Here is a 21,786-nt window from a genome sequence, read left to right as displayed (position 1 = left end):
AGAAACTCTTCCGACTTTAGCTCCATAATACTTTCAACCTTATAAATAAAAAAATAGAGTAAATTTGTAACCGACATTAATATTATGCGTCATAAATACGTTAAATTAATAAAAAACCAATATGATAAAACTCCATGGTATACACAAAACCTATTTCGGTGCCTCTCCGTTGCATGTTTTAAAAGGTATTAATCTGGAAATTGAGACCGGTGAAATGGTTGCAATCATGGGTTCTTCCGGTTCAGGAAAATCAACTTTGTTGAATATAATAGGTATTCTTGATAATTACGACGAAGGTTCTTATCATTTAAACGGAGTTTTAATTAAAGATTTAAGCGAAACTAAATCTGCGGAATACCGCAATAAAATGATTGGTTTCATTTTTCAATCGTTTAATCTCATCCCTTTTAAAACTGCCCTTGAAAATGTTGCTCTCCCTTTATATTACCAAAATATTTCAAGAAGAAAACGTAATAAAATTGCTATGGAATATCTGGATAGAATGGGTTTGAAAGAATGGGCTGATCACTTTCCAAATCAAATGAGCGGCGGACAAAAACAGCGTGTTGCAACAGCCAGGGCATTAATTACAAAACCTAAAATTATTCTTGCCGATGAACCGACAGGCGCGCTCGACAGTCAAACTTCCATAGAAATGATAGAATTATTCAAAGATGTTAATCGAGAAGGAATGACTTTGGTAATTGTTACACACGAGCAGATGGTTGCGGAAGCAACACAACGGATTATCCGAATAAAAGACGGGATTATTGAGTAATTTAGAAATGAAAGATAAGATGAAAGAAAAAAACATAGAAGTACTAAGTCTCAAAATGCAATCCAAGATTCGAAGCATTGAAACGGAATCATACAATCAACAATAAAATAATTAAAAACTAAATATTAAAATGAATTTCGGAATTTTCGGTGAGATAGGCAATTCGTTGAAGCAGAATAAGCTTCGTACTGCATTGACGGGTTTCTCTATTTCGTGGGGAATCTTCATGCTCATAGTATTACTATCTGCCGGAAACGGATTAAAAAACGGCGTAACCTCGAATTTTGCCAACCAGGACGTTAACAAAATAAATGTTTGGGCATGGCGAACTACCATACCTTATAAAGGTTATGCCGAAAACAGAAGAATAATCCTCGACAATACGGATTCTTTACTTTTAGCTAATAGTTTTCCCGAGATTGACAAAGTAATTCCATCTTATGATGTCGGTTATAAAACATACAGCAACGGCAAGAAAAATCGTAAAGCAAGTATAATGGCTGTTACAACGGATTATCTGAAAATTGAGAATCTAAATTTGCGTACGGGAAGATACTTCAATCCGTTAGACATAAAAGAAAATAGAAAAGTTGCTATAATATCGGAAAAGGAAGCACGATTTCTTTTTCCCGATGACATGTCTTCAGTCGGAAAATATATTACTATTGAAGAAATTAATTATTTGGTAATAGGTGAATATGCAAATAATAGAAATAGTTGGCGAAATTCTGTTTTTATCCCCTTTTCAACGGCGAAAGCTATTTACTCAAATACAAATGAGATAGAAGAGTTTTATTGTACTGTAAACGGATTGAATACGCAAGAAGCGAACGATGATTTTACCAAAAAATTACGTCAACGGTTAAATGTAAAGAAAACTATACATCCTGACGACAGAAGGGCTATAGGAATTTGGAACCAATTACAAGATTATTTACAAACTCAAGGTATGTTCAGTGCTATTTCTACTTTCATTTGGATAATCGGTATCGGTACGTTGATTGCCGGTATCGTTGGAGTTAGTAATATAATGCTGATTACTGTCCGCGAACGTACGAAGGAATTTGGCATACGAAAAGCCATCGGAGCAAAACCACGCTCTATTACAAGATTAATTGTTATTGAATCACTAATTGTTACCGGAATGTTCGGATATATCGGAATGTTCTTCGGAATATTAATTTCGGAAATAGCAAATAAGTTATTGAATTCGGGAGGCGGAGATATGGTAGTTTTTAAAGATGCAACCGTTGATTTGAATATTATTATTGCTGCTACGATTGTATTAATAATTGCCGGCGTTCTTGCCGGATACTTTCCAGCAAGAAAAGCAGCTAAAATTAAACCCATAGAAGCATTAAGATACGAATAAATGTTTGATTTAGACAAATATAAAGAAATCTGGCAATCAATTAGCCGCAATAAAGTTAGAAGTATTCTTACCGGCTTCGGTGTAGGTTGGGGATTGTTTATGTTTATTGTAATGTCGGGAATAGGTTCGGGATTTAAAAACGGCATAATGGATAGCCTTGATAATGTTCCGCATAATTCGATTTTTATGTATCCCAATTTAACAACTGTTGAATACAAAGGTTTCAACGAAGGAAGGTATTGGGAAATGCAGCCGAGCGATATAGAAATGATAAAAGATAATGTTCCTGAAGTTAAATATATTTCCGGATTGGTGTTCGGTAGAAATGCCACTTTTACAAGAAAAGAAAACAGTACGGCCTTCGCAATAAGAGGTGTTGACGATACTTATATAAAAATAGAATCATATACATTGTTACAAGGTAGAAATATTAATCCGATTGATATTAAAGAGAAGAGAAAGGTATGTATTATCGGCAAAAATATTTATGAACAATTTTTTGATGAAGGTGAAAATGCTGTTGGGGAATTAGTATCGATAGATGGCACTTATTTTCAAGTTATTGGGGTTATGCTTGGTTCCGATTACATAAATATTAATGGAAACCTTAACAGAACCATTATGTTACCATATACTACCGTACAACAAATATATAATTACGGGCAAGGTATAGACATGATTGCTTTATCTGCATATGATGATGTGGATGCAGAGATTGTAAATAAAAAAATATCAACATTATTAAAAGTAAAACATAATATTGCACCGAATGATGACGAAGCTATTTTTGCTTTTAATATTGCCGAAGTATTTAATTCATTTAAATCCTTATTCTTAGGTATTGATATTTTGATTTGGATTGTAGGAATGGGTACACTTTTAGCCGGAGTGATCGGAATTAGTAATATAATGTTAGTTTCGGTTAAAGAGAGGACAAGTGAAATTGGAATCAGGCGGGCAATCGGAGCGAAACCAAAATCAATAATGAATCAAATTATAGGAGAAAGTATTGTACTTACATTTATTTCGGGATTTGTAGGATTGTTTATTGCCGTATTAACTCTGGCGGGAGTAAATGCGATAGTTTCAGCCAACGCTTCGCCGGATAATATGTTTGGTAATCCGCAGATATCATTTAACCTTGCAATAATTTCTTTTGTAATATTATTAATATCAGGACTTTTTGCCGGATTTCTGCCTGCAAAAAATGCAATGCAAATCAAAGCTATTGATGCTCTGAGAGATGAATAAATCGAATAAAAATTTAAAACAAAAAATAAATATTAAATAACAATAAAAGTGTTTCTGATGCGGAATTTTCAAATATGTAAATCATGCAACTCTGTAATTTTAGAAATTTGATTCAAAACTCAGAACCTTAAACTAAATCTTATATAATGAAAAAGTTTTTTAAAATCTTGCTGTTTGTTTTGCTGGGAGCTGCTGTTATAGGCACGCTGGTTTATCTTTGGAATAAATCTAAAAGCAAACCCGTCAATTATGAGGTTGTTGTACCTGAAAGACGTGATATTTCAAAAAAGATAATAATTAACGGTACTATTGAGCCGAGGAATGAGATTCTTATTAAACCGCAAATTTCCGGCATTATTACTGATCTTTACAAAGAGCCCGGACAAATGATAAAAGAAGGTGAAGTAATTGCAAAAGTGAAAGTTGTACCTGATATTTCTCAACTCAGCAGCGCCGAATCAAGGTTAAAAGTTGCAAATATTAGTCTTGATAAGACAACGCAAGAATACGAAAGAACAAAACAGTTGCATGAAAGCGGCGTTATGTCCAAAGAGTTATTTGAAACAGCTTATGCAGCATATTTGCAAGCTTTAGAAGAAGTCAGTATTGCCGAAGAAAATATTGATATTATTAAAGAAGGTATGTCTAAAAGCACAAAAGAATACAGCAATACTTTAATAAAATCTACAATTTCCGGAATGATATTGGATGTTCCTGTAAAAGTAGGAAATTCCGTTATTCAAACAAATAATTTCAATGAAGGAACAACTATTGCAACTATCGCCGATATGTCTGATCTTATTTTCATCGGAAAGATTGACGAAACCGATGTCGGTAAAGTAAAAGAAGGTTTTCCGCTTAATTTGATAATCGGTGCAATGCAAGATGAGAGATGTTCGGCAATATTAGAATATATTTCGCCTAAAGGCGTATTAACTAACGGAGCTACAACATTTGAAATAAAAGCCGCTGTAAATAATATTGAAAATCTTTTTATTCGCTCGGGATATAGTGCCAATGGTGAAATTATTACGGCAAATAAAGAAAATGTTTTCTCATTGCCCGAAAGTACAATTGAGTTCTTAAACGATAGTACTTTTGTTTATGTCTTGGATACAATTAAGGAGAGTGAGCAAAATTATACTAAAACTGCTGTTACAACAGGCATCTCCGACGGAATATTCATTGAAATAATTGATGGAATTGATTCAACTTACAAAGTTAGAGGCAAAATAATTTCAGGTAAATAAACTTTATTAACCGTGTAATATCTTTTTGATTATAATAGAGTTTTTTAAAGCTTGGAATTAAATTTGGAGACAGAATAAATTAATAAAAAAATTACAGATGAAAAAGTTAGCTTTAGTGATATTATCAAGTATAATCGGCATTGTTTGTTATGCTCAAACGCAGTGGACATTGGAAGATTGTATTAATTACGGATTAGAAAACAGTTACAAAATAAAAGAGAGTATTCTCGAATTAGAAGCAAGAAAAGTTAATTTAAATACAACTTCAAAAAGTATATTACCAAGTATAAGTGCCCAAGTCGGTCAAAACTTTGATTTCGGCAGAGCAACACTTTCCGATAATACAATAGGCGATCAATCGCAGTCTTCGACTTCACTCGGAATCGGTTTACAAATGCCCTTATTCGAAGGATTAAGAGTATATCATCAAAAAGCATCGGATAAACTTAATGTACAGGCAGCTCTACATGATTTAGAGCAGGCAAAAGAAAACATCTCATTAAATATTACTGCTTATTATCTTCAAGTAATTTTATCTAACGAAATTCTCAAATTAGCTGAAGAACAGAAAACTATTTCAGAGGATCAAGTTAATAGAGTACAAATACTTGTTGAAGGCGGAAAAACATCCGATTCTGATCTTTATGATGCAAAAGCTACTTTAGCCACTGATGTTGTAAACATTACAAAGGCTAATAACAATTTCAATCTTGCAAAGTTAGATTTAGCCCAGCTAATGAACTTCACTGATGTAAATTCGTTCAAAGTAGCATTGCCCGCAGAAGACAATATAGACTATCTTATTGAAGTTCAGCTGGATTTACAGGATATTCTAAATAAAGCGCTACAAATTCGTCCCGGTATTAAAGCTGCTGCAACCAGAATTGAAAAAAGTAAAAGGGATATTAAGGTTAGTAAATCGGCATACTACCCATCCTTATCTTTATCAGCAAGTTATGGAACAGGATATTATTATATTTTTTCAGAAAATGATATTATCAATTCACCATTCGGAAGACAATTAGATGCAAATTCCAGAGGTATGGTAAGTTTATCATTAAATATCCCTATCTTCAATAAGATGAGAACATCCGGTAATGTTCAACTATCAAGAATACAATTAGCTCAGTACGAACAATCCCTTGAAGAAATAAAACATAATTACATCAAAGAAATTCAACAGGCATATTATAATGCAATTGCATCAAGAGACAATTATTTTGCGTCACAACAGGCTGTTACGGCAACAAACATATCATATCAATATGAAGAAATAAAGTATTTTAACGGAGCATCCAATCGTTATGAATTCAATGAGGCTCGATTAAGATATCAAACCGCACTCTCCGAAGAAGTTCAAGCAAAATACGATTTTATCTTTAGGTTAAAAATATTGGAATATTATTCAATGGAAGGCGATAATATCAACTTGTAAATTTAATATTAACTATAAAATTATCAGACTATTTAGAAAGATATTTTTTTACCTCTTAATTCTTTACGAATTTCCCTATAAACTTATTAGAAATATTAATTAAATATAAACCTTTTGGTAGGTCAGAAATATTAATTTCAGTAATATTAGAATTGATTCTTATGCTATTCATCAATTTACCATTTATATCATAAATATCAACTTGCTGATTTAGATAATCTCCATTAATATATATTTTGTCATTCGCCGGATTAGGATATATTACTGGCTTAACATTCATATCATCAATTCCTGTCGGAACAAAGGCGCAAGAAATATTACTAAACTCACTTTCATTATTATTATGATAGATTGCCTTTACCTGGTAACAATACTCTTCGTTATCGGTAACAGCTTCAAAATACAATAAACCGGAAATTATTTGTTGATTTATCTTAACTCCCTCTCTATAAACATTATATCCTAACGGAGTATTTTCTTGAGGTGCATCCCAAGAAATAATAATATAATAATCTTCACCGCTAAATTCGGCTAAACAATTTACAGGCGCAGCAAATGGTAAAGATGGTATTTCACTATTATATGCAGCTAAAGTTGCAACACTGGCGATATTTGCCTGAGTAAATATCTTCATTTGTTCGGTATTATTGACACTTAATCCTATAGTATCAGCAATTGAATGAATATAAGGACTATACGCGTTTGCATCTTCAAAAGGGAAGATACCTAAATATCCATTATTATTAAATGAAGTATGATCGCTATTGCCGTTTAGCAGCGTTCCCTTTTTTACAGGCACATCAGGAAGATAAACATCACAAATATTTGTATAATAATCGGCTAATATTTGTGCGGAATTAGGATAGATAAGATCTATGTGTATATCCGAACCGTTAGTTAAATAACCCGTCATATCCAAATTAAAATAACCGACAATATTCATATCTTCATCCGCACATTTTTCAGCATAATAACTGCTTCCGACTAATCCGACTTCCTCTGCAGAAAATGAACAATAAATAATTGAACGTCTAAAGTCATATTGATTTAATATTCTTGCTGTTTCCAAAATTCCCGCAACACCGGTAGCATTATCATCCGCACCGGGAGCTATATTATGACTATATGTATAACAATATGAATCATAATGACAGCCGCATACAACATACTCGTCGGGAAATTCCGTACCTCTCTGAATTGCGATAACATTATCCGAACTGCCGTTCAATGGAAAATCGTGTAAGAAAACCTCCAAATCTAATTCTTCATATTGCGCCATAATCCAATCCTGGGCAGCAAAAGAACTATCTTTACGATAATAGCGGGTTTGAAAATCTTGTAATCTTTGTACTATCGTCATCATCCTTTCAATTGATACTTCATTAATATAATTAAGTATATCATCATCTTGCTCCGTTATTGTAGGAAAATCGAAAAGAGATTTCGGCAAACTTGCTTTCATTTTAGAAGAAATCATAACCATTCCGTCATTTTTTGCAGGCATAAAATCTTCAGATAAAAGTTTCATTATTAAAAATTCTTCTCCGGAAAACAAAACCCGAGCGTTTTCGGCAGATTCAACAATATAATCATCTTTCATATCATTATTACAATAAACAATCGCATATAACCCCAAATCTTTAAATGCATTTTGATCAAGAACAATCATTTCATGCGAATTATAATTTTCCGTAGAAGCAAGCACGAAATCATCACAATAATAATGAATACATATATCTTTATTATCAAACAATGAGTTTAAACTATTAGTTTCATCTACCGGAATCATAATAAATTTACCTGCAATGGAAACCAAAGAAATAAATAAAAAGCAAAATATTAATACAAGATTTTTTTTCATATTGATATAAATTTTGTTGATATTAAATCATTTTTTATGCAAAGATAATTTAATAAATGAGAATAGAAAATTACATGAAAAGATTCTATTATATATAGATTCAATACATTTATAAAACGATTCATCTATTTTATAAATGTTTACTGCATTATTATATCATATATAAAACCAGTATTTATTTCGAAATGCTGTATGAAATTTCGTATTTCCATAGACTATTAATCATGATAAAATAATTTTGTTTCAAATAAATAACATTTTTTAATTCTTGATTCATTATTTTTAATTTCAATTGTTAGTACTTTTGCAAATTAACTTTATTTCGATTTTAACTATGGAAAAGTATAATAAACCCGACTTTCTGTTTGAGATTAGTTGGGAAATATGTAATAAAATCGGAGGAATCTATACAGTTCTCTCAACTAAATCCAGTTTACTGAATTCCGAATTCGGCGATAACCAGATTTATATTGGTCCGGATGTATGGATGGAAACTTCTCAAACTCCTGATTTTGAAATTGATGAAAGCCTTTTTAAATCATGGACTTCCGTTGCTCATGACGAAGGTTTACTTTTCAGAATCGGAAGATGGAAAGTTCCGGGTAATCCGATTGTTATCCTTATTGATTTCAAGCAATACTTTCAAGAAAAAAATGAAATATTTGCTAAATTCTGGGAACTGTATAAATTAGATTCGATTTCCGGTCAGTGGGATTATATAGAACCTGCAATGTTCGGTTATGCTGCGGCAAAAATTATAGAAAGTTTTTACAAATTCAACATCTCCGCTTCAGATACAATTGTCGCTCAATTCCACGAGTGGATGTCAGGAATGGGAATTTTATATCTAAAAAATAAATTACCGCAAATAGGAACTATTTTCACAACTCACGCAACAATAATAGGCAGAAGCATTGCGGGTAACGAAATGGCTTTGTATAAGGAACTGGATCATATCAACGCTAATGAAATTGCTCATAAATTCAATTTAAATTCGAAATATTCTTTGGAGAAATTATCCATTGAACTTTGTGATATTCTTACGACAGTCAGCGAAATTACTTCCAGAGAATGTAAAGCAATATATGGGCGTGAAGCCGATATTATTACTCCAAACGGAATTGATAGAGCCATGGCGCCGAACATGGATTTTTGTAATGAAAAACGAATTCCGGCAAGAATGTGTATGCTAAATGTGGCAAAAGCTATGTTCAATAAAGAATTTCCGGAAGATACACCCATTATAATAACGTCGGGAAGATATGAATTCAGAAACAAGGGCATTGATATGTTTCTGGAAACACTTGCAAGAATGAATAATCCGGAGATTAATAAGGAAACTTTAGCTTTTATCACAGTTCCGGCAAATAGCATTTCACCCGTCAGTGAATTGCACGATAAACTTTTTAATAACAGTCTGAATGAGGTCACAGAAAAACATTTAACTCATTATATTCATAATCCGGAAAACGATCCTATATTGAATGCATGTTCAAGATTTAATTTGAATAACGACATAAACAGTAATGTTAAAGTAATTTTTGTTCCTGTATATCTGAACGGTAATGACGGAATTTTTAATTTGAAATATTATGATCTGCTTGCCGGTGCCGATTTAACCGTTTTTGCTTCGTACTACGAACCGTGGGGATATACTCCTCTTGAAAGTTTGGTTTTCGGTGTACCTACAATTACAACGGATTTGGCTGGTTTCGGCTTGTGGATTAACGAGCATTTCGGAATGAGTGAAGTTGCTACTGTTCTTCATCGTGATGATAACAATTACAAAGATGCCGAAGATAACCTTTTAATTAATATCAAATCTTTTATCAATAAAGATATATCTGTTCGCGAGGAGCTAAGAAAAGAAGCTTTTAGCCTTTCAAATAATTTTTTATGGGACAAACTGATTGATTATTATCATAAAGCTTATGAAAGTTCGTTGATTTTAAGTTTGTCTCGGAAAGATCTTTACCGGGATAAATTACAAGATCACGAGCAAAATGTTTTATCCGATGAAAAATCAGCTCCGATTTGGCGCAAAGTTTTTGTAAAACAAGATATGCCGGAATCTTTGAAAAATTTAAAGAAATTGAGCATGAATCTTTGGTGGTGCTGGAACCCCGAAGCCGAAGAGCTTTTCAGAAGTATTAATCCCGAACGTTGGGAAGAGTTACATCATAATCCTATCGCTTTATTCGAATCTCTTTCGGTTCAAGAAATTTCTAAACTTGAGTCGGATTCGGAATTTACAAACACTTTAGCAAAGGTTTATAAGAATTTTGAAGATTACATCAATGTGCCTATGGATGAGAAAAAGACGAGTATTGCTTATTTCAGTATGGAATTCGGACTACATAATACTCTGAAAATATATTCCGGCGGACTCGGTATTCTTGCAGGAGATTATCTCAAAGAAATGAGTGACCGTAATGAAAATATTACAGGAATAGGGTTACTTTACAGATACGGATATTTCAATCAGTCATTAAGTCATAACGGCGAACAAATTGGAATTGTAACGCCACAAAGATTTACTCATCTTCCGATTAAACCGCTATACGATGAAAACGGGGAGTTAATTAAAATAAATATAGCTTTACCGGCACGAAATTTAACTGCTAAAATCTGGCGAACCGATGTCGGGAGAGTTTCTTTATACCTTCTGGATACTGACATTCCCGATAATTGGGACAGCGACAGAGCTGTCACTCATCAACTTTACGGCGGAGATAATGAAAACAGATTTAAGCAGGAATTACTTCTGGGAATCGGCGGAATCAGGTTATTGCGCCGTTTGAATATCAATCCGAAATTATATCATTTAAATGAAGGTCACGCCGCCTTTGCAGGTTTAGAGAGATTAAGGGAATTTATTAAGGATAAAAACTTTAAATTCAACGAAGCGATGGAGATTGTGCGCTCCTCTACCCTTTTTACCACCCACACTCCCGTTCCAGCCGGTCACGATTCGTTCAGCGAAGATATCCTGAGAACTTATATTCCTCACTATTCCGAAAGATTAAATATAAGTTGGAATGAACTTATTAACATGGGAAAAATTCATCCGAACAGTAATGAAAAGTTTTCTATGAGTGTTTTGGCTATCAATACGGCTCAGGAAGTAAATGGTGTCAGTAAAATCCACGGAAGAGTTTCACGAGAAATGTTTCTTGATTTGTATCCTGGATATTACAGCAATGAATTGTTTATAGGATATGTCACTAATGGCGTGCATTATCCGACTTGGGTTGCCGAAAAATGGCGTAATCTGCATGTTGAAGCTTTCGGCAATGGATTTTTATCCGATCAATCGAATCCGGATTATTGGAAAAAGATTTACGATGTTGACGATTCAAAGATTTGGGATATAAGTAATGTTTTGAGAAATGATTTAATCGAATCATTAAGGAAACGAATTGCAAATGAAATGACAAGCAGACAAGAAAGTCCGGCTATGATTTTGCAGACAATAAACGAATTAAGTCCACACAAATTAACTATCGGATTTGCCCGCAGATTTGCAACTTACAAACGGGCTCACCTTCTCTTTCAAAATTTGGAAAGATTAAATTCAATTATAAATTCGGAAAAACATCCGGTTCAATTTATCTTTTCAGGTAAAGCTCATCCGGCGGATAAAGCCGGCCAAGATCTTATAAAACAAATCATTGAAGTTTCACGTAAACCTGAATTTATAGGCAAAATTGTTTTCGTTGAAAATTATGATATGGAAACTGCAAAGCTTATTATTCAAGGAGTCGATATTTGGCTGAACACTCCCACCCGTCCGCTCGAAGCTTCCGGTACCAGTGGCGAGAAAGCCATAATGAACGGCGTTCTTAACTTATCAGTTTTAGACGGTTGGTGGGCTGAAGGATACAGAGAAAATGCCGGTTGGGCTTTAAAAGAAGAACGTACTTATGAAAATCAACATTATCAGGATATTTTAGATTCTGAAACTCTTTATCTTATCATTGAAAATAAGATAGCACGGTTGTTTTACGATCGTGACGAAAATAATATTCCTCATAATTGGGTTCAATATGTTAAAAATAATTTTGCCGAAATATCACCGCATTACACAATGAAACGTATGACTGATGATTATTTCAATAATTTTTACTCGAAACTCGAAAAACGTACGGATAATTATATAAACAGTAACTATCAAGATGCTTTCGATTATGCTGCTTGGAAGAAAAATATGATTCGAAATTGGGATCAGATCCAAGTGAAATCGGTTAATTTCCCTGAACCTGACACTATAAAATATAAAATTGGTGAGGAATTTGAAGCAAGTGTTGTTTTGAAATTAAATGGAATTTCTGCTGAAGATATTGCCGTTGAAATAATTGTCGGACAAAAAGATACAGACAGAAGTAAGCCATATTCCAAATTAATGCGAATGAAAGTTGGTAAAAAAATCGGCAGTAGTGTTGAGTTTTATATCAAAGAACAAATTCTTATTCCCGGTATTTTAGATATATCAATAAGAGTTCGTCCCGACAATAAGATGATGCCATATCCGCAAGATTTGAAACTTGTAAAGTGGATTTAATCTGATTGACAATTACTTGAAGTAGAAAAATGAAAAATTATTTGAGTAAAAGAGAAGCAATTTCGAATCTTTAAATTTTAAAATCTATAAATCATTTTTAAGATAATTCCGCAGACATAGAAATTACTAAATTATAGAAGTCAAAATCCGTCAATAATGAAAACCAAACCGGAAATATTGGAGCGCATTGCTCTCGGCGAAAATCAAAAACAGGATTTCAAGTTTGAGATTTCCGATGCCAAGAAGATTGCACGTTCTTTTTCTGCCTTCGCCAATACTTCCGGTGGAAGCCTTTTGCTCGGAGTTAAGGATAATGGTTCTATAAAGGGAGTCCAAACCGGAGAGGAAATTTATATGGCGGAAGCTGCTGCCAAAATGTATTGTAAGCCGGAAGTCAACTTTTCTTTAAAGGAATGGAAAGTCGAAGGAAAAATAATTATAGAAGTTTTCATACCTGAAGTTGAAAACAAACCTGTCAAAGCATTGAGTTCCGACGGGAAATGGTTGGCATACGTAAGAGTTAAGGATCAAAATATTCTGGCCAACAAAGTTATGGTTGATGTTTGGAATGCTCAAACAAGAAGTGTTGAGACTAAAATAAGTTATGGAAAAAACGAAGCCGAATTACTAAAATATTTGGATCAAAACGAAAGCATCACATTAAACACACTTTGTAAATTATGTAATATATCAAGATATAAAGCACAGAAGTTATTAACTGATTTCGTTTTATTAAAATTGATTAATATTGTTTTTACAAAAGATGAATATTATTATGTGGGAAATTTGGAAGCAAAGTAGTTATTATCAAACGCTTAATTCATATTGAAATAATTTCCAAGTTTTTTACTCATAAAATATAAATATGAAAATAACGATCGATAAGAATGCCGGCTTTTGTTCCGGTGTAACCAATGCCATCAAAATTGCAAAAATGCATTTAGACGATAAAGGTGAATTGTTTTGCCTCGGTGAGCTTGTACATAATGACGAGGAAATGCGTTCTCTTAAAGATAAAGGAATGAAAATAATTCATCACGGCGAATTTCCTGAAATAAAGAATAATACGATATTATTCAGAGCACACGGCGAACCTGAAGAATCATATCTAATTGCAAAATCCAATAACAATGAAATCCTCGATGCTACTTGTCCGATTGTTAAGCAACTTCAGAAAAAAGTAATACAATCCTATCAAAACGGTGAAAAAATTTACATTTACGGAAAAAGAACTCATCCTGAAATTATAGGAATAATCGGAAACATTAATAATGATGCTGTTGTTTTCGATAAAATCGAACAAATTGAAAATATTGACACATTAAAAGAAATAACATTATACAGCCAAACCACTATGATTCCGGATGCTTTTGATAATATTATCAAGCAGATAAAGGCTAAAGGAATAAAAGTAAATGCAATTGACAGCATCTGCACTTCGGTTCATAAAAGAATTGACGCCCTGAAAGATTTCTGTAAACAACATGATGTTATAATTTTCGTTTCAGGCGAAAATTCCTCGAACGGAAAATCCTTATTTTCAATATGTAAGTCCATAAATCCTAAATCATATTTGATTACATCGGAAAGGGATATTGACAAAAATTGGTTTAAAGACGTCGAATCAATCGGTATTTCCGGTGCAACATCAACCCCGATTGAACAGCTTGAAAGAGTAGTTGAGAAGTTGAAATTTTAGAATTAATAGTTATGTGTCTGTTATTAGCTATTATTTAGTATCTTTGCAACGTCAAAAAACAACAATCTCATGCTTGAAATTTTCAATAAAATAGATTTTTTGCAAATATTAAGTGCCTTTATGGTTCTGTTTGCAATTATTGACATTACCGGTTCTATTCCGATTATTATAAACATGAAAAACAAGGGAAAAGAAATTCATCCGTGGAGGGTTTCTATTATTTCTTTTTTTGTTTTGATTATTTTTTTAATAGCCGGAGAAGGATTATTGAAACTGTTTCACGTAGATATTTCATCTTTTGCTATAGCTGGGGCATTAATTATTTTTGTTTTAGCTGCCGAAATGATTTTTGATGTGGAGATTTTCAAAACCCAAGGACCAACGGAATCCGCAACGATTGTCCCGCTCGTATTTCCTCTTATAGCCGGCACCGGAACTATTACTACTCTCCTATCGCTTCGTGCCGAATACCATATGATTAATATTATAATTGCATTAGGACTAAATATGGTTTATGTTTGGATTGTTTTAAGATACGTTTCTGTTGTTGAAAGAGTTCTCGGCAAATCGGGAATTTACATACTCAGAAAGTTCTTCGGAATTATCTTGCTTGCAATTGCCGTAAAACTTTTCTCAAACAATCTGAATATATTGATTCAATCAATGAGATAATAATGTTGGGAATGTAATTCTAATTTATAATCCTCAAGGTTAGAATTATAGCAAAACCGATAATTTTGAATGTATTTTTTTCAATGAATTAAAAGTTCAATACAAATCTTTTAATTTCTTTTAGGTTTTAATAATCTAACAAGCAATGCAATAATTGTAAGTACGAAAATTATTGACGCGCCGGAAGGAATATTCAGCCACCAAGAAATTAATATCCCCATTATACATGCAAAAAGATTAAAGATAAATGAGTAAATAATTATCTTCTTGAAATTGTGTGTTAAAAGATTGGCTGCCGATTGTCCGACGCAAAGCATGGAAATAACCAAAACAATTCCTGAAATCTTAATGTTAACCACAATTGTTAAAGCTGTAAATAACATTAAAATCATACTGATTAACTTTACATTAACATGTCGCGCCGCTGCAAATTCATCATCATATGAAACAAATAAAATTTTATTGTAATTCAATGAAAACCATAATACTAATAAAACACAAAGTATTGCTGAAATTATTATATCGAAATTACTCACCGTCAGAATATTTCCGAAAAGATAACCATTTAAATCCGGAGCATAACCCGGAGTTAGAAAAATAAAAATAATTCCGAGAGCCATTCCCAACGACCAAAAAAGTCCTATTGCGGAATCTTCTCTAAGAAGTTTCTTTTGTGATGATAACTCAATTCCCACAGCTGCAGCAATAGCAAATACGGCACTACCGATCACCGGATTTAATCCGAGAAAATATGCCAAACCAATTCCGCCAAATGAAGCATGAGTAATACCGCCGCTAATCAGAACTTTACGTTTAACAACTATCCATGAGCCTATTATCGCACTTGACACACTACAAAAAATACTGATAATAAGCGCATTGATAATAAATTTGTATGATAAAATTTCAAGCATATTAATGTTCTTTTAAAACGGAATGAGGAACTTCGCCATGTGTAATTAACTGAATCGGACAATTGTATGAATTAAGGACATCTTCGGTAATCAAATTCGAATCGTGATAAAATAAAGTTCTATTCACGCAAGCTATTGATTTAATATAAGATGAGATTGTTCCTAAATCATGTGAAACCAAAAGCAAAGCCTTAATCCCTGATTCATTCTTTAAGTAATTATATAATTCAAATTCACTTTCTTTATCAATATATGTATTGGGTTCATCCAAAAGCAATAAATCCGGATTTGAAATTAAGGCACGACAAAGCAAAGTCTTCTGAATTTGTCCGCCCGACAAAGTACCCAATGACTTTTTACGAATATCGTACAAATTCATTTTAACAAGCAGGTCGTCAAATTTTGGTTTTGCCTGCTTTTTCAAAGCATTAAAACTCATTTTTGAACCTGAATTATCTCCGCTGATTAGTCCCGAATAAACAACATCTTCAATGTTTACCGGAAACATTTTATCAATATTATTTTGCTGAGGAAGATATCCTATATTAATGTTTCCGGTATATTCAATATTTCCTTTATAAGCTTTTTTTACTCCGAGAATAATTTTTATTAAAGTAGTTTTCCCACCTCCGTTCGGACCAATAACACCAATAAAATCACCATTGTTTATGGTAAGATTTACATCTTCCAAAACGATTTCTTTATCGTATTTCGCCCAAATATTATTTAATTTAACTAACATTTATTATTTATTAGATATTAAACTATTGGCAATTGAAAGCATATTTTCCGGCCAATTATACGCCATAGGATCAAAACAAATTGTTTTTGCACCTATTTCATTAGCAATAGTATGCACACTTTGCCCGGTATATTGCGTTTGGTAAAAAATTGTTTTTATATCATTTTCCTTAGCAATATCAATAATTTTCGCCATATAAGAAGCCGAAGGCTCTTTACCGTGGTCTTCAATTGCAATTTGCACTAAATCGTAATCTTTAGCAAAATAAGTTAATGCCGGATGATAAATCAAAAACATACTACCTTTTAATGGTTCCAATAAAGCTTTTAACTGAATATCTGTTTCCATAATTTCAACTTTAAGTTTGTTAAGATTTTCAATATAAATTTCTTTATTTTTCGGATCCGATTTGATAAAAGCATTAGTGATATTTTCGGCAATAATCGCCGCATCTTTCGGAGAAAGCCAATAATGCGGATCCGCACCATGATATTCGTCACCGTGATAATGTCCACCGGTAAGTTCAATATTTTCCGAAACATTATAGAAAGTACATTCCGGCGCAATACTTTTAAATCGCCGTGTCCATGCATCTTCAAAACCTATATTAGCGGTTTCAAAATAAATATCGGCATTTGCAATTTGCTTCAACTCCTTAGCAGTAGGTTCATAGCTTGTATGGTTGGCACCCGAAGGTATAATTGAAATAATATTCCATAATTCACCGGCAATTTTATCTGCAAAATATTTAAACGGAATAATACTTACTGCTGCAATCGGTTTACTTTCAGCATTTTTATTATTCTTATTATTACATCCGCAAAATAAAACCGAACAGATTAAAATTAATAATATTGTTCTTTTCATCTGATTATCTTTTATATGTTGTTAATAAACATTAATTTTATTAATATATTATTTTGGTATTTTTATCCGCACTAAGTAATGACCCAAAATAATCATGTCGTTTGGTACTAATTTATTCTTATGATTTTTTAAAAATTTAGATTCTTAATAAATTGATTTGCAAAATTTATTTTAGTGTTTTATTCTGATTGCAAAAATAAATAATTTCTTTTTCACAACCTCGTTTTGAATCTACAATATATTTTGCCTGCTGATAAAATCTTTCTCTTTCTACAAGTTCTTTATTTATTTTTTCAAACAGATTTTCATCATTTGCATGATTTGGTCGTATTGTTTTTGAGTTTTTAATTCGATTATAAAGAACCTCCGGCGAAGCTTTAACATAAACAACAATGCCATTATCAAGCATGGTTTTAATATTATTTTCATTACAGGCCAATCCCCCACCGGTTGCCATTACAAAACCTTCAAATTCATCAATACTATATTTCAATACTTCCGATTCGCATTTTCGAAAATATTCTTCACCATAAATATTGAATATTTCAGATATTGACAGATTAAGTTTTTGAGCAATAATTTTATCAGTATCTAAACATGGTAAATTAAAATAATTAGCTATTTTTTTTGCGTAAGTCGATTTGCCGCTGCCCGGATATCCGATTAGAAATATTTTGCGATTACTATTCATTGCAAATAATATGATAAATATTTTAAGACGATATTATAAAATCCGAGTAAATATTGACAAGTTTACAAATATATAAATAATCTTGTAATACTAAATTATTTATCCTTTGAGTTGAAATCATTACTTATAAATTTCATTAAAAGCTAAAGGCAAATTATCAATAATATCACTTGCAATTAAACTTTCCTGATGAATTTTACATGTTGCAATATCACCGGCAAGTCCGTGAAGATAAACACCCAAAACGCAAGCATTTATAGCACTGTAACCTCTTGCACACAAACCTGTAATGATTCCGGTAAGTATATCTCCGCTGCCGCCGGTTGCCATTCCGGGATTGCCGGTATTGTTGAAATAGGCAGTACCTTCCGCATCGGTAATTATTGTATGAGCTTGTTTATATACAATATAAATTGATTTCTCTTTAGAAATTTCTTTTTGCATTTCCAGACGTGTGAAATCATCGGAGAATTTACCGAAAAGTCTTTGAAATTCTTTAGGATGAGGAGTTATTATACTGCTTTTAGGCAATTTATCAAACAATAACTTATCTTGGGCCAGAATGTTTAATCCATCAGCATCTATAACTAATTGCGGCGCATTTTGATTATTATTACAATAATCAAAAACGATGGATAGTTTCTCTTTTGAATAATTATCAGTACCTATTCCGGGACCAATTCCGATAACATCAAATATATCTAAAATAGTATCATTCAAATGCTCTGTTTTTACCATTGCTTCCGGCAAAGACGTTTGCATAATATTATATCCAACTTCAGGAACAATACTTGTGAGTAACCCGGCCCCTGCTCTCAAACATGCTTTAGATGCCATCACGGCTGCACCCATCGTTCCATAATCTCCTGCAATAATTGCCGCATGTCCGAAAACTCCTTTATGATCAAACTTTTTACGAAATTTCAATAACGGTTTAATCAGATCTATATCAATCATATAGTTATCTGTATGTAAACTTTCTATATATTTTTTATCAAGTTCGATATCAATAATTTTGAATTTATTTACATAATCATAATTTTCAGGTAAAAACAAAGCGAGTTTCGGCGTTTGAAAAGTTATAACTTCATTCGCTTTTACGATCAATTCATTACTTTTTGAAGATTTATCACCGAAAAGTCCTGAGGGAATATCAATAGAAATTTTTATAAAATCATTATTATTAATCCAATTAATAATTTTATCATACTCATTTCCTATAGACTTAGAAAGTCCTGATCCGAAAAGTGCATCAATAATAATAACATTGTTATCAGAATAATCAGCAGTCAATGAATTTAAATAGAAACCATCGAAATAATCATAAATAACTGTCGGATTCAATTTTCTCAATCTGTTCAAATTATATTCACAATCAGGAGATAATTTTTTTGAAAAATTTACCGAAACAACTTTTACGTTAGCATATAAATTGCTGAAATGTCTGGCAATTACATAACCATCGCCACCATTATTTCCAGTACCGCAAAAAATTATGAAAAGATTATGCGGATCATAATTTTTATAAATATAATTAAAAGCATATCTTGCCGCACGTTCCATAAGATTAATACTACTAACCGGTTCATTTTGGATAGTATATTCGTCAGCGGAACGAACTTGATCTATCGATAATATTTTCATAACCTTACATATTATATTCCGCAATCAACCTAATTCCATCTACTGTTAAGTATATATCGTAATTCAATTTCATTTTACAATACGGTAAAATTGCATTTCCGAGACCACCGGTAGAAAACAAGGGCAACTCTCTCTTAACTTCCGTAAAGATTTGCTCAATAATTCTATCTACAAGACCTGCATATCCGAAGACAATACCACCATTTATAGCATCAGCAGTGTTTTTCCCCATTACTGAAGCCGGCGGATTGAGGTGGATAAATGGTAATTGTGCGGTTTTATCGGCCAGAGAACGAAATGCGGTTTGGAGTCCGGGAACAAAACTTACACCTTGAATTTCATTATCGAAAACAGTAGTAAAAGTAAGAACAGTACCAAAATCAGCAATTATACAGCCTTCTGAACTTCGAGAATAGCCAGCCAAAGCATTTGCTACAATATCGGCACCGATTATTCTCGGTTGAATAACTTTAATCGGCAGATTACCATAAAGCTTATAGTCGATAAAAATAGGCCGTAAAGCAAAAACCTCTAAAGTAATTTTTTCAAAAATTTCATTTAATTTCGGAACAACAGAACTAATTAATACATGAGAAACCTTTTCAGGATAATCACTAAGGAAATAATTCACATCAAAAAACCAGTCAAAATACTGTTTCGAACAATCGGTTTTAACCCTCATTAATTCTTTCCAATGATAATTATTATCGGTATCTAAACAGTATGTACTAGCGACGACATTACTATTACCAATATCAAATACGAGTGTCATTATTTAGTAAATTTTGAGTACAAAGATAGATTATAATTAATAATTGACAATTGCAATGAAAATAATTTTCTTGTTATCTAAGAATTAGTAATTATAAATGAATTGAAATTTACTTATTTTTATAAAATCAAACAACATAATTTACTGTTATTATCCACATTTTCAATTCTCAAAATAAATTCTTAGTTCTTAATTCTTAATTCTCATTTTTTTTATATCTTTGCAGCCCAATCCCAAGTAAATGCCCAGGTGGTGAAATTGGTAGACACGCCACTTTGAGGGGGTGGTGCTCGTTGGAGCGTGCAAGTTCGACTCTTGTCCTGGGCACAATACTTTTCCGAATAAGCCGGAAAGCCCGGATGGCGGAATTGGTAGACGCGCTAGTTTCAGGGACTAGTTTTCGCAAGAAAGTGCAAGTTCGATCCTTGTTCCGGGTACATGATATATAAAAGTCTAATTAGAAATCAATCAGTTAGACTTTTTCTTTTAGAGATTTGTTCCCAGATTGTTCCCAAACAAGATTAGTTTCATAATAGCTATAAATCAAAAAATGCTATCCTTGTATTGCAGCCAAAACTCTCCAATCGTCTGCAGTTTTAGATCAACCTCAGTTAAAATAAAAAATCAGCATCAAAATAGCAACGCCCAAATGATGAATAAAGGAATCATCAAAATGTTGGTTTGTTCTTAATAACATCAATGTATTAATTTGTTGCTAAAAAATCCAAATAATCATATAATCGAATCAGGAGATTCCTATCGAATTCAAATTGAGTAGCAGTATAGGGCATATCCTCCTTATTTACATTTTTTGCATTTTTACCCCAAGGACATTCTTCTCTATTTAATTGTCTCGCAGTTTTGTCGTTATATTTGATCCATTCCCAGATTTTTCGTCCTAATTTGTCATTTGTAATTTCACAATTAGGATGCCATTTACGTATGTAAAGAATAAATTCTTCATTTCCCATTTTAATTGTATTCATATCTATTTTTTGTTATTTATTGTAAATTCATATATTCACTAATTTATCTATCTGACCTGTATAATAATATGGTAAATTATATAACTTGAACGTTTTTCCGGTTGGAGTTGTTACTTCATCAATAGAAAAAGGATTTGTCCAAGTCCGTATAGCAATATTATGGGAAGCTTTTTCCATAAATTGATGGAGAGAACGCAGTTTTGCATTGTTCCCAGATTTTACTTCTATGGGTATCACTTTATCTGCTATCTGTATTACGTAATCGACTTCTGCTGAAGAGCCTCTGGCATC

The 21,786-nt window shown here is 32.5% G+C and carries 18 protein-coding genes and 2 tRNA genes; 11 read left to right on the top strand and 9 right to left on the bottom strand.

Going from position 1 to position 21,786, the window contains the following annotated elements:
* The first annotated feature begins 121 nt into the window (after positions 1-121).
* The 5 genes from LBP67_02755 (at position 122) to LBP67_02735 (ending at position 6,086) form a co-directional block, all read left to right on the top strand.
* Positions 122-778 (top strand): ABC transporter ATP-binding protein, encoded by a 657-nt coding sequence (locus LBP67_02755; GenBank protein MDR2083897.1) that lies wholly within the window; start codon positions 122-124, stop codon positions 776-778.
* A 130-nt stretch (positions 779-908) separates the two neighbouring features.
* Positions 909-2,150 carry an ABC transporter permease gene (locus LBP67_02750; protein ID MDR2083896.1) on the top strand — a complete coding sequence of 414 codons (1,242 nt, stop codon included), beginning with the start codon at positions 909-911 and terminating at the stop codon, positions 2,148-2,150.
* Complete coding sequence (locus tag LBP67_02745; GenBank protein ID MDR2083895.1) at positions 2,151-3,401, top strand: ABC transporter permease; 1,251 nt, start codon at positions 2,151-2,153, stop codon at positions 3,399-3,401.
* Positions 3,402-3,547: 146 nt separating this feature from the next.
* Entirely contained in the window at positions 3,548-4,651 is a 1,104-nt protein-coding gene (locus tag LBP67_02740; protein ID MDR2083894.1) for an efflux RND transporter periplasmic adaptor subunit, read from the top strand.
* A gap of 97 nt (positions 4,652-4,748) precedes the next feature.
* Positions 4,749-6,086 (top strand): TolC family protein, encoded by a 1,338-nt coding sequence (locus LBP67_02735; protein ID MDR2083893.1) that lies wholly within the window; start codon positions 4,749-4,751, stop codon positions 6,084-6,086.
* A 55-nt stretch (positions 6,087-6,141) separates the two neighbouring features.
* Here the strand turns inward: LBP67_02735 and LBP67_02730 are convergent, their stop codons facing one another.
* Positions 6,142-7,947 (bottom strand): M28 family peptidase, encoded by a 1,806-nt coding sequence (locus LBP67_02730; protein MDR2083892.1) that lies wholly within the window; start codon positions 7,945-7,947, stop codon positions 6,142-6,144.
* A 334-nt stretch (positions 7,948-8,281) separates the two neighbouring features.
* Here LBP67_02730 and glgP point away from each other — a divergent pair, with 334 nt between their 5' ends.
* The 4 genes from glgP to LBP67_02710 all read left to right on the top strand — a co-directional run bounded on the left by glgP (position 8,282) and on the right by LBP67_02710 (position 14,879).
* Entirely contained in the window at positions 8,282-12,508 is a 4,227-nt protein-coding gene (gene glgP / locus LBP67_02725; GenBank protein ID MDR2083891.1) for an alpha-glucan family phosphorylase, read from the top strand.
* A gap of 156 nt (positions 12,509-12,664) precedes the next feature.
* A complete protein-coding gene (locus LBP67_02720) occupies positions 12,665-13,309 on the top strand; it encodes an ATP-binding protein (protein MDR2083890.1) in 645 nt (214 codons plus the stop codon).
* Between the two features lie 64 nt (positions 13,310-13,373).
* The gene (locus tag LBP67_02715) at positions 13,374-14,207 is read left to right on the top strand and encodes a 4-hydroxy-3-methylbut-2-enyl diphosphate reductase (GenBank protein MDR2083889.1); all 834 of its coding nucleotides are present in this window, start codon (positions 13,374-13,376) and stop codon (positions 14,205-14,207) included.
* 78 nt (positions 14,208-14,285) lie between these two features.
* On the top strand, positions 14,286-14,879 hold the full coding sequence (locus tag LBP67_02710; protein MDR2083888.1) for a MarC family protein: 594 nt from the start codon (positions 14,286-14,288) through the stop codon (positions 14,877-14,879).
* A gap of 110 nt (positions 14,880-14,989) precedes the next feature.
* Here LBP67_02710 and LBP67_02705 read toward each other — a convergent pair whose 3' ends face one another.
* The 6 genes from LBP67_02705 to LBP67_02680 form a co-directional block, all read right to left on the bottom strand.
* The gene (locus LBP67_02705) at positions 14,990-15,793 is read right to left on the bottom strand and encodes a metal ABC transporter permease (protein ID MDR2083887.1); all 804 of its coding nucleotides are present in this window, start codon (positions 15,791-15,793) and stop codon (positions 14,990-14,992) included.
* A 1-nt stretch (position 15,794) separates the two neighbouring features.
* Entirely contained in the window at positions 15,795-16,535 is a 741-nt protein-coding gene (locus LBP67_02700) for a metal ABC transporter ATP-binding protein (protein MDR2083886.1), read from the bottom strand.
* 3 nt (positions 16,536-16,538) lie between these two features.
* Positions 16,539-17,402, bottom strand: coding sequence for a zinc ABC transporter substrate-binding protein (locus LBP67_02695; GenBank protein ID MDR2083885.1), 864 nt, complete (start codon positions 17,400-17,402; stop codon positions 16,539-16,541).
* Between the two features lie 166 nt (positions 17,403-17,568).
* Entirely contained in the window at positions 17,569-18,093 is a 525-nt protein-coding gene (locus tag LBP67_02690; GenBank protein ID MDR2083884.1) for a shikimate kinase, read from the bottom strand.
* A 120-nt stretch (positions 18,094-18,213) separates the two neighbouring features.
* Positions 18,214-19,737 (bottom strand): NAD(P)H-hydrate dehydratase, encoded by a 1,524-nt coding sequence (locus LBP67_02685; GenBank protein ID MDR2083883.1) that lies wholly within the window; start codon positions 19,735-19,737, stop codon positions 18,214-18,216.
* Positions 19,738-19,741: 4 nt separating this feature from the next.
* Complete coding sequence (locus tag LBP67_02680; GenBank protein MDR2083882.1) at positions 19,742-20,509, bottom strand: type III pantothenate kinase; 768 nt, start codon at positions 20,507-20,509, stop codon at positions 19,742-19,744.
* Positions 20,510-20,752: 243 nt separating this feature from the next.
* Here LBP67_02680 and LBP67_02675 point away from each other — a divergent pair.
* Positions 20,753-20,836 (top strand) — tRNA-Leu (locus LBP67_02675).
* A 26-nt stretch (positions 20,837-20,862) separates the two neighbouring features.
* A tRNA-Leu gene (locus LBP67_02670) sits at positions 20,863-20,946 on the top strand.
* A gap of 267 nt (positions 20,947-21,213) precedes the next feature.
* On the opposite strand, the gene LBP67_02665 is transcribed toward LBP67_02670, so the two are convergent.
* Positions 21,214-21,495, bottom strand: coding sequence for a hypothetical protein (locus LBP67_02665; protein MDR2083881.1), 282 nt, complete (start codon positions 21,493-21,495; stop codon positions 21,214-21,216).
* A gap of 27 nt (positions 21,496-21,522) precedes the next feature.
* The coding region (locus LBP67_02660; protein ID MDR2083880.1) for a DUF4143 domain-containing protein at positions 21,523-21,786 on the bottom strand (264 nt) is incomplete at its 5' end.

The sequence above is a fragment of the Bacteroidales bacterium genome (assembly GCA_031276035.1).
In the GTDB taxonomy this organism is placed as follows: domain Bacteria; phylum Bacteroidota; class Bacteroidia; order Bacteroidales; family BM520; genus RGIG7150.
The sequence above is the reverse complement of the archived record's forward strand: the minus strand, read 5'-3'. Positions and strand labels throughout refer to the sequence as shown.

What these genes read in the sequence shown, in the direction of transcription:
- LBP67_02735 (MDR2083893.1), top strand. Translation starts at nt 4,749, where the DNA reads ATGAAAAAGTTAGCTTTAGTGATATTATCAAGTATAATCGGCATTGTT.
- LBP67_02685 (MDR2083883.1), bottom strand. Translation starts at nt 19,737, where the DNA reads ATGAAAATATTATCGATAGATCAAGTTCGTTCCGCTGACGAATATACT.
- LBP67_02705 (MDR2083887.1), bottom strand. Translation starts at nt 15,793, where the DNA reads ATGCTTGAAATTTTATCATACAAATTTATTATCAATGCGCTTATTATC.
- LBP67_02700 (MDR2083886.1), bottom strand. Translation starts at nt 16,535, where the DNA reads ATGTTAGTTAAATTAAATAATATTTGGGCGAAATACGATAAAGAAATC.
- LBP67_02695 (MDR2083885.1), bottom strand. Translation starts at nt 17,402, where the DNA reads ATGAAAAGAACAATATTATTAATTTTAATCTGTTCGGTTTTATTTTGC.
- glgP (MDR2083891.1), top strand. Translation starts at nt 8,282, where the DNA reads ATGGAAAAGTATAATAAACCCGACTTTCTGTTTGAGATTAGTTGGGAA.
- LBP67_02720 (MDR2083890.1), top strand. Translation starts at nt 12,665, where the DNA reads ATGAAAACCAAACCGGAAATATTGGAGCGCATTGCTCTCGGCGAAAAT.
- LBP67_02665 (MDR2083881.1), bottom strand. Translation starts at nt 21,495, where the DNA reads ATGAATACAATTAAAATGGGAAATGAAGAATTTATTCTTTACATACGT.
- LBP67_02745 (MDR2083895.1), top strand. Translation starts at nt 2,151, where the DNA reads ATGTTTGATTTAGACAAATATAAAGAAATCTGGCAATCAATTAGCCGC.
- LBP67_02680 (MDR2083882.1), bottom strand. Translation starts at nt 20,509, where the DNA reads ATGACACTCGTATTTGATATTGGTAATAGTAATGTCGTCGCTAGTACA.
- LBP67_02730 (MDR2083892.1), bottom strand. Translation starts at nt 7,947, where the DNA reads ATGAAAAAAAATCTTGTATTAATATTTTGCTTTTTATTTATTTCTTTG.
- LBP67_02750 (MDR2083896.1), top strand. Translation starts at nt 909, where the DNA reads ATGAATTTCGGAATTTTCGGTGAGATAGGCAATTCGTTGAAGCAGAAT.
- LBP67_02690 (MDR2083884.1), bottom strand. Translation starts at nt 18,093, where the DNA reads ATGAATAGTAATCGCAAAATATTTCTAATCGGATATCCGGGCAGCGGC.
- LBP67_02755 (MDR2083897.1), top strand. Translation starts at nt 122, where the DNA reads ATGATAAAACTCCATGGTATACACAAAACCTATTTCGGTGCCTCTCCG.
- LBP67_02740 (MDR2083894.1), top strand. Translation starts at nt 3,548, where the DNA reads ATGAAAAAGTTTTTTAAAATCTTGCTGTTTGTTTTGCTGGGAGCTGCT.
- LBP67_02715 (MDR2083889.1), top strand. Translation starts at nt 13,374, where the DNA reads ATGAAAATAACGATCGATAAGAATGCCGGCTTTTGTTCCGGTGTAACC.